Genomic DNA, 11,265 nt, shown 5'->3' with positions numbered 1-11,265 from the left:
TCCGGAAACGGACCCTGCACTATTGCGCGACGATGATCTCGACACGCCGGTTCTGCGCGCGCCCCTGGGCTGTACGGTTGTCACCGGTCGGATCGGCGTCGCCCTTGCCGAACACCTCCAGACGTCCCGCGGGGACGCCGGCCGACTGCAACATCTGCATGACCTGCGTTGCCCGCTCCTCCGACAACGCCTCGTTCGACGGGAACTGGCGGCTGCGGATCGGCACGTTGTCCGTGTAACCGAGCACGGTGACCTTGCCCTGCACCTTCACGATTTCACCGGCGATCTTCGCGATAAGCGGCGCCATCGCCGCCTTGATCGTGACGCTTCCGGGCGGGAACATCGCATCTCCCTGGAACGTCACCGCGCTGTGACGCGCGTCCTCGTCGACACCGACCGTGCCCGCTGCAATCTCGTCCTTGAGGAGCTGTTTCAGATGCAATTTCGGGGCTGCCGGTGGCGGCGTCATTCGACCTATCTCGACGATCTGCTTCTGTACCGAAGCGCTCCGGCTCATCAACTCATACTTGAACCAGCCGAAGAACGCGAGCAGGATGACCGACAGGAACGCGACACTGATCCATACCGGAAAATCGTACAAAGACAGCCGCTTGCCTTGCGCGTCAGATTGCCAATGCGGCGACAGCTTCGCGGGCACCGATCCGCGCCGCACGGCGATTTCGTTATAGAGTCGCTGACGAATCACTTCATGCTTTCGTTTGCCGTTCGCTTCGTGCCGGTAACGTCCTTCGAAACCGAGACTGAGAATCTCGTACACGACTTCCAGCAGATGCAGGTGCTCCACTGGCTCATTGAGCAGTCGGGCGATCAACAGGTAGACCTTGTCTCCGCCATGGCGATCCTCATGGAACGTCGTGGCGAGTCCGTCCTTGATCCACTGGATGCCGAACGAGCCCTCTTTCCCCCACTCGGTCCGCCCAGCGGCCTCGTCGAGCGCCGTGCAAAGGCAATACCGGGCACCGATCATATGATCGCGTCGAACGTTGGCCTGCTCGCACAGCTTCTGGAAGATACGTACCTCATGCGTGAGAAGGTCGTGCAGCACGAACGTCTCATCCGCAGCGAGATGATTCGGCATCTCGGCGAGCGCTCGAAGAAGTGGCCATGCCGCTTCACGCAGCGGATTTGTCGCCCGCTCGACAGCGGCCAGGCGTTCGCGAAATGGAATGCCGGATCCACTGCGCGCATTCGATTCGCGAACGATGGAATCAGGTGCATCAACGTTGTCGGACAGGGTCGTTCCGGTAGATTGGTTGCTCATGGCGATACGTCGCAGATCGCGATTCCAGAATTCAGAAGGAGCCGTTCGTCACTCACGCGCGCACCCCCCACAGTTCGAGCCTGAGCGAAGGAAACTCCCCCGCCACATGCAACCCGATCCCGCCGTGGCGCACCACCTCCTCCCACAGCGCCCCGCCCTGCGTCAGCTCGTAATAGATGTATCCCGCGTTGAACGGAATCTGCCGCGGCGGCACCGGCAGGACCTGCATGCCGATACCCGGCAAATGACTGCGCACCAGGCTCGGCAGTTTTTCCGACGGCCCCGCCTTCGCCTGCGCGAGAAACTGCTGCCGCAGCACATCGGGCGGCATCGCCGCATTCACGGCCAGCACCAGCGAAGCGAAACCTTGCATATCCACCGGATCGACCACCGCATTGCGCATGCCATGCCCCTGATCCTCGAGCGCGATGCTTTGCGCGCTCCGCACCAGCACGGCATTGAGCAGCCGATGCGTATCGTCGACCACCGGCTTCAGGCAAAGATGCGGCGTCGTATGCTGATAAGGCGGATGTGTCTCGAGCGGACGGCGCGTATCCGTGCGCAGATGGGTCGACAGTTCCCCCGCCATCGCGATCAGCAGCGTGTACACATCCGCAGGCGACGTGGTCGGCACGCGCAGCATGTGCTGCAGCAACGGCTCATACCGGTTCAGGATCTGCAACAGCAGGTAGTCCGTGACAGTCGCCGCACTCGCGGTCGTTTCGTCGGTGCCGGCCAGCCGCTGCGACAGCGCATTCGCGCGCAAGTGAGCGAGATCGTGGATCTTCGTGACCCAGCTCGTCAGCAGATCGCTCGCGCCATAGCCCGACACCGGCGGCACGATCGTGTCATCCAGTTCGATGCTGCCGTCCGCGCGAATGGTCTTCACACTCGTCAGCGCCAGGCCGATCCACGCACTGCCCAGCTCCTTCTCGGGCACCAGGCGTAGCCGGAGGTTCGACAGCTGGACGGACTCGGGCGCCAGCCCGACCGAATTCGAGTCGCGCAGCTCGGTATCGAACACCTGGTAGCGCGCCATCGAATCCGCCGTGTTCTCGAACGTCGTTTCCTCGCAGTTCGGCAAGCGCACCGGCACGGCCAGATAGATCACCTGATCGAGATGTTCCGGACGGATCGTCAACGGCGGCGGCAGCGGTGTATTGCCCGGCGCATCGAACGGCGTGCCGTCAGCGAACACGCCGGCGGCCGACTTGACGATCACCTTCCCGAGCGCGAGCGATTCAAGATCGAGCCCGTAATGCACGAAGCCGAAGAAAAACGGCGACAGCGGCGCCGTACGCATGTGCGCGTACTTCTCGAAATAGCGTTCCTGTTGCTGGAACAGTTGCGGTCTGAAAAACAACCCTTCCTGCCAGGCGACCTTGGCGTACCAGCTCATACGTATCGTCCGTTGTGTTGCGCGACGTGTTTCATTTCTTCTTCGCTTCGTCGATCCTGACAGCCTTGGCCTCGAGATCGACAGTCAGTTTCAGCTTCGGTGTAAAGCGGTACCACGCCTTGTCGGGCGCGACCGGCATCGTGTAGACCGACCGCCACACCGCGTTCGGCAGGTCGCGATAGGCCGCGATCACGCCGATGGCGGTCGTTTCCGGATCGGGCCGCCGGACGACTTTCCGATGCTCGCCGGGCCGCAACTGGAATTCGTCGCGCTTGACGACGTCGTCGGCCAGCACCGTCTTCTCCTGTTTCTCCAACGTGAAGAAATCCGCCGCCTCGAATGCGTTGTCGTTCTTCAGCTCGTAGAGGCGCACCACGATCGGCGCCGCCCGCCCGCGATCATCCGGATTCACGTCGGATGCCGCGTTGACGGTCAGTTCGAGCCGAATCGGCTCCTTCGGCTTCGGTTCGCCACTCGCACAGGCCGAAAGCAGCACGACGGCGGCGCACGAAGCGGCTGTCAAAATCGAACGCATGCAGAATTCACCTCATGAACCGCGAAATGCGTCGCGCGCGGAGAACACGAATGCCCTGTCGCGCGCGACACACCGCACTTACGCTTCCTTGTTGCCCTTGATGTCGAAGCTCGCCGTGACGGCGCCGCCGCTACCGCCCTGCGCGTTCTGCACGACATACTCCTGCTTGACCTTCGAGAACGACAGCGACACCGTCTCTCGGCTCTTCTCTTCGCCGGCCTTGCTGCCCGACGGCTTCACGCGCGTGACGATCACGTCGCTCATCGTGAGCTTCAGGTACTCGAGCGGGTTGCCACCGGCCTTGCGCATCACCAGCACAGCCTGGTCGATGTGCTTGCCCGTCAGCGCGTACTTCATCAGGTTCGGGCTCGCGCGATCGATGTTGTGTTCGAACGTGAGGTCCTTGACGGTCGCCTTCCCGGCGCCGCCGCCGCTACCCGAATGCATCGACGATTCCTGCAGGATTTCCCAGTCCCAGTTCAGGATCTCGATCTCGTCCTTGTGCTTGTCGTCGAGCGATTCGCCGTTGATGCCGTCGATCTTCAGAAAAATGTCCTGTGACATGCGTAGCACTCCTCTTATTAAGTGATTTGAAACGGGCCGATCGTCGTTCGCCGAAGCAATCCGAGGCTCGACCCTGCGGGACCTGCCGGATGGTTAAGCGGCTTCCTTGATCGACGGCAGCTTCGTCACGAGCCGCAGCGAAACGGTCAGCCCTTCGAGCTGGAAGTGCGGGCGCAGGAAGAACTTCGCCTGGTAGTAGCCGGGATTGCCTTCCACATCCTCGACGAGCACCTCGGCCGCCGCGAGCGGCCGGCGCGCCTTCGTGTCCTGAGACGAGTTCGCCGGGTCGGCGTCGACGTAGTGCATGATCCATTCGTTGAGCCAGCGCTGCATGTCCTCGCGCTCCTTGAATGCACCGATCTTGTCGCGCACGATGCACTTCAGGTAGTGCGCAAAGCGCGAGCAGGCGAACAGATACGGCAGGCGCGCGGACAGGTTCGCGTTGGCGGTTGCGTCGGCGTCGTGATACTCGGCCGGCTTCTGCAGCGACTGGGCGCCGATGAAGGTCGCGTGATCGGTATTCTTGCGATGCACGAGCGGGATGAAGCCGTTCTTCGACAGTTCAGCCTCGCGACGATCCGAAATCGCGATCTCGGTCGGGCACTTCATGTCGATCCCGCCGTCGTCCGTCGGGAACGTGTGGCACGGCAGGTTTTCGACCGTACCGCCGGATTCGACGCCGCGGATCAGTGAGCACCAGCCGTATTGCTTGAACGAACGGTTGATGTTGACGCCCATCGCGTATGCCGCGTTGGCCCAGCCGTAGCGGCTGTGATTCGAGCCGTTCGTGTCTTCCTCGAAATCGAACTCGTCGACCGGATTGGTCTTCGCGCCATACGGCAGTCGTGCCAGGAAGCGCGGCATCGCGAGGCCGACGTAGCGCGCGTCCTCGGTATTGCGCAGCGAATTCCACGCGGTGTATTCGAGGTTCTGCGTAAAGATCTTCGTCAGGTCGCGCGGGTTGGCCAGTTCCTGCCAGGACTCCATCTGCAGCACCGATGGGGCCGCACCTGTCACGAACGGCGTGTGCGCGGCCGCCGCCACCTTCGCGATCGAGCCGAGCAGGTCGACGTCCGGAGGCGTGTGGTCGAAGTAGTAGTCGGCCACGATGCACCCGTACGGCTCGCCGCCGAGCTGGCCGTATTCCTGCTCGTAGATCTGCTTGAAGAGCGGGCTCTGGTCCCACGCCAGCCCCTTGTAGCGACGCATCGTGCGATGCAGCTCGGTCTTCGAGACGTCCATCACGCGGATCTTCAGGTGCTCGTCCGTCTCGGTGTTCGACACGAGATGGCTCAGGCCGCGCCATGCCGATTCGAGCGCCTGGTAGTCGTCGTGATGCAGGATCAGGTTGATCTGCTCGGAGAGCTTGTGATCGATCTGCGCGATGATGGCGGCGATGCTCTTGTAGGCGTCGTCGCTGATCGTGATCGATTGCACGAGTGCCTGCTCCGCAAGCGTCTGCACCGCATGTTCCACCGCTGCGCGGGCCTGGTCCGTTTTCGGACGGAATTCCCGTTCCAGCAACTGCGTGAAATCGGACTGGGTGGTTGCCAGCGCCTCGACGGCCTGTGCTTGCTGTTTTGCCATGATGGTCATCCTCGATCGGTTTGTCGGTCAGCTCGCGTCGCCCGGATCGGCCGCGCCTTCCTCGAGCCGCTCGGGCCGCGGTGCCGCGGCCAGCGACTTCAGCAGCGCCGGGTCCTGCAGCAACTGGGTGACGAGCGCCTCGGCCCCCGACTTGCCGTCCATGTACGTCTGCAGGTTCGCCAGTTGCGTACGCGCCTGGAGCAAGCGGCGCAGCGGCTCCACCTTGTCGGCGATCGCAGCCGGCGAGAAGTCCTCCATGCTTTCGAAGGTCATGTCGACCATCATCTGGCCTTCGCCCGTCAGCGTATTCGGCACGGCAAACGCGACGCGCGGCCGGATCGCCTTCATGCGCTCGTCGAAGTTGTCGATATCGATTTCCAGGAACAGGCGGTCCGACACCGCCGGCAGCGGTTCGACCGGATGCTTGCCGGACAGGTCGGCGAGCACGCCCATCACGAACGGAAGCTCGATTTTCTTCTCCGAGCCATACACTTCGACGTCGTATTCGATCTGCACGCGCGGCGCACGATTGCGCGCGATGAACTTCTGCGAACTGCTAGCGGACATGAACAGTCTCCTGACAGTGGTTGACGGATGTCGAGCTCAACAGCAAGGCTCGACAAGATGAGAAGGGGTCGCCTCGAACGTCAGCGCATGGGCGGGCGATGCGGACGCGTCGGTCACGCCGATCGCGATGTGCGCGAGCGGCGCGCGCGATGCAAACGCATCGAGCCAGAGCGAGGAAAGGCGCGGCAGCAAGTGCTGTTCGATGAAGCCAATGAGCACGCGCGCACCGGTCTCCTGAACCAGGCAGCGGCCGACGATGTAGTTCACGACCGTGTCGTCGTACGCAAGCACGATGTCGTGGCTGTCCACCATGCGCTTCACGACGCGATCCAGATGCAGGCGAACGATACTGGCGAGCGCGTCGTCGGCCAGCGGCCGGTACGGCACGACCGTCACCCGCCCCATGAACGCCGCCGGGAATACCTCCAGCAACTCCGGGTCAAGCGCGGCCCGCAAGCCATCGAGATCCGGCGACAGCGCAGGATCCGCGCACAGACTCGCGCTCAGGTCGGCGCCGACGTTGCTCGTCAGCAGGATGGTGGTATTGCGGAAATCGATATGTCGGCCGTCGCCGTCTTCCATGTAGCCCTTGTCGAACACCTGGAAGAACATTTCGTGCACGTCGCGATGCGCCTTCTCGATCTCGTCGAGCAACACCACCGCGTATGGGCGGCGGCGCACCGCTTCGGTCAGCACACCGCCTTCGCCGTAGCCGACGTAGCCGGGCGGCGCACCTTTCAGACCCGACACGGTGTGCGATTCCTGATACTCGCTCATGTTGATCGTGATCAGGTTCTGCTCGCCTCCGTACAACGCTTCGGCAAGCGCGAGTGCGGTCTCGGTCTTGCCGACACCGGACGGACCGGCAAGCAGGAACACGCCCAGCGGCTTCTTCGGATCGGTCAGGCCGGATCGTGCGGTCTGCACGCGCTCGCCGATCAGGTGCAGTGCGTCGCGTTGCCCGATCACGCGCGCACCCAGCGTTTCCGGAAGGCGGCGCACGGCGGCAATCTCGTCGGTGACCATGCGGCCGACCGGGATGCCGGTCCAGTCCGAAACGATCTCGGCGACGATGGAGGCGTCGACCTCGGGAAAGACGAGCGGCACATCACCCTGCAGCGCGGCCAGCGTCCGTTCGAGTTCACGCAGCCGGTCGACCGATACCGGCGAACCCTCTGCGTCCGCGATCGCGGCTTCGCGCCCGGCGAGCAACGCCTGGGCGGCCTGCGCCTGCTCACGCCACCGATCCGCGATCGCCGCCTCTTCCGTCGCCAGCACGTCGATGCGCGTGCGCACGCGATTCAACGCCTTGTCCGCATCGAGACCGATGCGGGCCTCCTGCACCAGCAGCGTTTCTTCGGCACGCGCGGCAGCCAGACGCTGCCGCACGTCGTCCAGTTCGCGCGGCGTCGCGTGCTGCGACAACTCCACGCGTGCGCACGCGGTGTCGAGCAGGCTGATCGCCTTGTCGGGCAGCTGACGGGACGGAATGTATCGATGCGACAGTGTCACTGCGGCGCGGATCGCTTCATCGCGAACGACGACGCCGTGATGCGACGAGAACGTCGGCACGAGCCCGCGAACCATGTCGGTCGCCGCCGCCTCGGACGGCTCCGCGACCTGCAACACCTGGAAACGCCGGGTCAGCGCCGGGTCCTTCTCGATATGCCGCTTGTACTCGGCCCAGGTCGTCGCGCCAATCGTGCGAATCGTGCCGCGTGCAAGCGCCGGTTTGAGGAGGTTGGCGGCATCGCCGGTGCCGGCTTGCCCGCCCGCACCGATCAGCGTATGGATTTCGTCGACGAACAGGATGACGGGCGCCGCCGATCGTGCCGCGGCCTCGAGCACACCCTTCAGGCGAGCCTCGAATTCGCCCTTCATGCTGGCCCCTGCCAGCAGCGCGCCGACATCGAGGCTCAGCAACCGTACGTCGGCGAGATTCGGCGGCACGTTGCCCGCTGCGATCGAGCGTGCAAGCCCCTCCACGACGGCCGTCTTGCCGACGCCGGCCTCGCCGGTAACCAGCGGATTGTTCTGCCGCCGACGCAGCAACACGTCGATCATGGTGCGGATTTCGAGTTCGCGGCCGACGACGGGATCGATTTCGCCGGCACGCGCCCGCGCGGTGAGATCCAGGCAATACTGCTCGAGCACGTTGCCCTTCGACGGGCCCGGCAGCGCACCGGAAGCCTCGCCCGGCAGGGCCGGTACAAGTTCGCTGCGGTCGTACGGCCCGTCCGCCGCCTCCGGCGACCCGTCGATCCAGGCGGGAAGCGCGTCCCCAAGATCTTCCACCGGAATCTTGCCGAATTCGGGGGAAATGGCGAGGAGCACGCGCCGAAGTTCCGGCGTCGAGACAAGCGCCGCGATCAGCCATGCACCGCGCACGCGACGATCTCCATGCCCGAGGGTCGCCAGCACCCAGCCACGCTCGATGGCCGCTTCGATATGCCAGGAAAAATCGCTGATCGAACTCGCGCCGGCCGGCAACGCAGCGAGCGCACGCGCAAGATCGCGCTCGAGCGCATCGCGATCGATATCCGCATGACGCACGATCCGCTGCAGGTCGCCGTCAGGCTGCTGGAGCAACTGGTGCAGCCAGTGGACTAGTTCGACGAACGGATTCCCGCGCAGTTTGCAGAAACTCGTCGCCGACTCGATTCCCCGGTAAAGCTCGACCCCGAGCTTGCCGAACAAAGTCTGGCGTGAAATGTTCATGATGGTCTTGTTTTGTTCGTTAGCGTGTTTCGAACGAATCCGCTCCAGCAATTAGGAGTCCTTTATGCTCGTCGTACCAGGCGGGATCTGGAACCCTCAAAACACGCATCTCTCTCCGATTCGAAAAAACGGCCGACTCGAATCAGCAGTCGAATTATCAACACGAACCAATAACTACGTCAACGCATTAATTGCATCTTAAATATTAAATAAAAATTCGGACTAGTCCTATAGTCCACGACATCAAATCCATGCAAAAGCAACCGAAAAATCATGCACGGCCAACGCCACCCCATCGAACTCGCCACACGCAAGTCACTGTTATTTCGAGATAAAAATCATGAATCCACTACAAAAAATGCAAACAAATGGCAGCATCACTTTGATTCAAATCGTATTTTTATTTAACTGTTTCAATTTTTAACAATCAATTTTCAAACATCCAATTGTTCAAGTGCTTTTTTGAGACGATAGATTCATCGATACTCACGTTTTATTTTCAGATCTTTCGCCACCGAACCTGCCCATGCGCCCCCTTCGCCTGCCGTGGCATCATCAGTCGAACACCCCGCTCGTCGCGTCCGTGCCGGAGAATGCACGTCCGTCCGTTACCGACACGTTGCCGCTGGACGACGCCTTCGGTTCCGCTCGCACCGACGACGACATGCTCGCTCTGCTCGGTATCGGCACCCGGGAAGATGCTGCTGCCCGTTCGCATACCACCGCGGACACGGCCGACATCGAGGCCGGCAACACCGACGCGCTGATCGACGCGCTCCATGCGCAGTACTGGCGCGCGCTCGCCGATCCAGGCGCACCGATCGCTTCCGCATGGGCCCCATCGGTGGACGACACGCTCGCGCCCCCGATCGCACCGGATCACCCACACGACTCGCCGGCTTACGAAAGCCCGGGACGTTCGGATTCGATCGAGACGTTCCTGTCCGGCAATCGCACGATCGAGGATGCCTTCGGCCATCTGGTCGGACACGTGGAAGCGGTGACCGATGGCGAATCCGTTCCGGAGATCCTGCAACTGTTCGCGCCACCCGAATTTCATGCCGAGTCCGCGCGCCGCGCCCCCGCCCCGCCACCGCTTACCCGGCGCGAGCACCATGCGCTGTCCGTGGACAGCCCGTTGGTCGCGCCCTTGCGCAAGGACCAACCATGACCGCGCACACCACCACCGATACGCCCGCCACCCATCGCGCAGACAACATTCCGCTCGCCGACCAGATCGCGCGAATCGAAACGAGCATCCGCTCGCAACCGACAACCGCACCACATCGATGGGCGCTGTTCCAGCTGCTGTGCATCGTCGGCGAATGGTCACGCGCGATGCAGCAACTGCAGGTGTGGGCAAAACTCGATCCAGATCAGGCCCGAACCGCGCAGATGTATCGCGACCTGATCCGTGCCGAGCGGTGGCGGACAAAGGTGGTCGAGGACCGCGAACATCCTGGTGCCATCCATGCACCGCTGCCCTGGACCGATGCACTGCTGAACGCGATACGTCATGCTGCCGACGGGCAAGTCGAACAGGCCGACATCGTGCGCGACTCGGCGTTCCGGGCTGCGCCGAACGTTCCGCTCGTCGCCCCGCAGGGGCATGCCGCCTGGATCGCCGACAGCGATTCCCGATTCGGCCCGGTCTGCGAATTCATCACGGCCGGACACTATCGCTGGGTGCCGTTCGCCGACCTGGCGGCATGGCGCGTGTCGCAGCCGGCGCAGCCAATCGATCTGGTCTGGGCACCCTGCACACTCACGCTCGTCGACGGCAGCCTCATCCACGGCTTCATGCCGGCCCGGTATCCGGGTTCGGAAACCGGCAGCGACGCCGTTCGTCTCGGACGCGAGACTCTCTGGCGCGACATCGGCCGCACCGGTGTCGTCGCACTCGGGCAGAAAACCTGGGCAACGGAGCTGGGCGACTTCAGCTTGTTCGAACTGGCGCACGCCGAGTTCGGCTCGCGCGTCACGCCGGTTGCGATCGGCGCGGATCCAGCCCATGACTGAACGCCGACAACGCCAGCCGGGTACCGATGCACCGGCCGTACGTACACCGCGGCGAGCCAACTCGCATCTGATGCCGACGCTGCTCGACCGCCTGCGCGACGATGCTCCGCATCGACAGACCGAAGCCCCGGAGGAATACACGGTCACGCGCAAGCAGATGCGCGACATCGTGCAGCGCGATCTCGCTTATCTGCTCAACACGACGAGCATCGAAGACCGGATCGATCGCGCCCGCCATCCGCAAGCCGCTGCGTCGACCGTGAATTTCGGCGTGCCGCCGCTCGCGGGCACCTTTATCGCGTCGCGCCAGTGGAACGACGTCGAATGCATGATCAGTCGCGCCATCGGCGATTTCGAGCCGCGCCTGATTCCGGATTCACTGGTGGTATCGCCCCGCACCAACGCCGATGCCGATTCCGCGGGCGAACATCACAACGTGCTCGCCTTCGAAGTGCGCGGGCTGATTCACATGGATCCGTATCCGCTCGAATTCATGGTGCAAAGCTCGCTGGATCTCGAAACGAGCGAGATCCGCATCACGGGCATGCGCGCCGGCTGAGCACGGCGCGCACACCACGACCCTAACGAGGCCTC

Annotated in this window: 10 protein-coding genes; 3 read left to right on the top strand and 7 right to left on the bottom strand. The window is 63.1% G+C overall.

The window, feature by feature from the left end:
• Nucleotides 1–19: 19 nt before the first annotated feature.
• The 7 genes from tssL to tssH all read right to left on the bottom strand — a co-directional run bounded on the left by tssL (nucleotide 20) and on the right by tssH (nucleotide 8,652).
• Nucleotides 20–1,282 (bottom strand): type VI secretion system protein TssL, long form, encoded by a 1,263-nt coding sequence (gene tssL, locus HAV18_RS00410; protein WP_166951177.1) that lies wholly within the window; start codon nucleotides 1,280–1,282, stop codon nucleotides 20–22.
• 52 nt (nucleotides 1,283–1,334) lie between these two features.
• Complete coding sequence (gene tssK / locus HAV18_RS00405) at nucleotides 1,335–2,681, bottom strand: type VI secretion system baseplate subunit TssK (RefSeq protein WP_166951158.1); 1,347 nt, start codon at nucleotides 2,679–2,681, stop codon at nucleotides 1,335–1,337.
• Between the two features lie 31 nt (nucleotides 2,682–2,712).
• Nucleotides 2,713–3,216, bottom strand: coding sequence for a type VI secretion system lipoprotein TssJ (tssJ, locus tag HAV18_RS00400; RefSeq protein ID WP_166951137.1), 504 nt, complete (start codon nucleotides 3,214–3,216; stop codon nucleotides 2,713–2,715).
• 78 nt (nucleotides 3,217–3,294) lie between these two features.
• Nucleotides 3,295–3,780, bottom strand: a complete 486-nt coding sequence (locus HAV18_RS00395; RefSeq protein WP_166951133.1) for an Hcp family type VI secretion system effector — start codon at nucleotides 3,778–3,780, stop codon at nucleotides 3,295–3,297.
• A gap of 93 nt (nucleotides 3,781–3,873) precedes the next feature.
• A complete protein-coding gene (gene tssC, locus HAV18_RS00390) occupies nucleotides 3,874–5,367 on the bottom strand; it encodes a type VI secretion system contractile sheath large subunit (protein ID WP_166951129.1) in 1,494 nt (497 codons plus the stop codon).
• Between the two features lie 27 nt (nucleotides 5,368–5,394).
• The gene (gene tssB / locus HAV18_RS00385; protein ID WP_166951110.1) at nucleotides 5,395–5,934 is read right to left on the bottom strand and encodes a type VI secretion system contractile sheath small subunit; all 540 of its coding nucleotides are present in this window, start codon (nucleotides 5,932–5,934) and stop codon (nucleotides 5,395–5,397) included.
• Between the two features lie 36 nt (nucleotides 5,935–5,970).
• Nucleotides 5,971–8,652 (bottom strand): type VI secretion system ATPase TssH, encoded by a 2,682-nt coding sequence (tssH, locus tag HAV18_RS00380; protein WP_166951095.1) that lies wholly within the window; start codon nucleotides 8,650–8,652, stop codon nucleotides 5,971–5,973.
• A gap of 526 nt (nucleotides 8,653–9,178) precedes the next feature.
• Between tssH and HAV18_RS00375 the strand changes: the two genes are divergently transcribed.
• The 3 genes from HAV18_RS00375 to tssE are packed head-to-tail and all read left to right on the top strand — an operon-like array spanning nucleotide 9,179 to nucleotide 11,230.
• Complete coding sequence (locus tag HAV18_RS00375) at nucleotides 9,179–9,823, top strand: TagK domain-containing protein (protein ID WP_166951092.1); 645 nt, start codon at nucleotides 9,179–9,181, stop codon at nucleotides 9,821–9,823.
• The gene (locus tag HAV18_RS00370; RefSeq protein ID WP_166951090.1) at nucleotides 9,820–10,671 is read left to right on the top strand and encodes a type VI secretion system accessory protein TagJ; all 852 of its coding nucleotides are present in this window, start codon (nucleotides 9,820–9,822) and stop codon (nucleotides 10,669–10,671) included. Before HAV18_RS00375 ends, HAV18_RS00370 begins: the two co-directional genes overlap by 4 nt.
• Nucleotides 10,664–11,230 carry a type VI secretion system baseplate subunit TssE gene (gene tssE / locus HAV18_RS00365; RefSeq protein WP_166951088.1) on the top strand — a complete coding sequence of 189 codons (567 nt, stop codon included), beginning with the start codon at nucleotides 10,664–10,666 and terminating at the stop codon, nucleotides 11,228–11,230. The genes HAV18_RS00370 and tssE overlap by 8 nt, the downstream gene beginning before the upstream one ends.
• Nucleotides 11,231–11,265: the final 35 nt, after the last annotated feature.

The organism is Burkholderia sp. D-99 (assembly GCF_011605345.1).
In the GTDB taxonomy this organism is placed as follows: Bacteria; Pseudomonadota; Gammaproteobacteria; order Burkholderiales; family Burkholderiaceae; genus Burkholderia.
The sequence above is the reverse complement of the archived record's forward strand: the minus strand, read 5'-3'. Positions and strand labels throughout refer to the sequence as shown.

What these genes read in the sequence shown, in the direction of transcription:
- tssE (WP_166951088.1), top strand. Translation starts at nt 10,664, where the DNA reads ATGACTGAACGCCGACAACGCCAGCCGGGTACCGATGCACCGGCCGTA.
- tssC (WP_166951129.1), bottom strand. Translation starts at nt 5,367, where the DNA reads ATGGCAAAACAGCAAGCACAGGCCGTCGAGGCGCTGGCAACCACCCAG.
- HAV18_RS00395 (WP_166951133.1), bottom strand. Translation starts at nt 3,780, where the DNA reads ATGTCACAGGACATTTTTCTGAAGATCGACGGCATCAACGGCGAATCG.
- tssK (WP_166951158.1), bottom strand. Translation starts at nt 2,681, where the DNA reads ATGAGCTGGTACGCCAAGGTCGCCTGGCAGGAAGGGTTGTTTTTCAGA.
- HAV18_RS00375 (WP_166951092.1), top strand. Translation starts at nt 9,179, where the DNA reads ATGCGCCCCCTTCGCCTGCCGTGGCATCATCAGTCGAACACCCCGCTC.
- tssB (WP_166951110.1), bottom strand. Translation starts at nt 5,934, where the DNA reads ATGTCCGCTAGCAGTTCGCAGAAGTTCATCGCGCGCAATCGTGCGCCG.
- tssJ (WP_166951137.1), bottom strand. Translation starts at nt 3,216, where the DNA reads ATGCGTTCGATTTTGACAGCCGCTTCGTGCGCCGCCGTCGTGCTGCTT.
- HAV18_RS00370 (WP_166951090.1), top strand. Translation starts at nt 9,820, where the DNA reads ATGACCGCGCACACCACCACCGATACGCCCGCCACCCATCGCGCAGAC.
- tssH (WP_166951095.1), bottom strand. Translation starts at nt 8,652, where the DNA reads ATGAACATTTCACGCCAGACTTTGTTCGGCAAGCTCGGGGTCGAGCTT.
- tssL (WP_166951177.1), bottom strand. Translation starts at nt 1,282, where the DNA reads ATGAGCAACCAATCTACCGGAACGACCCTGTCCGACAACGTTGATGCA.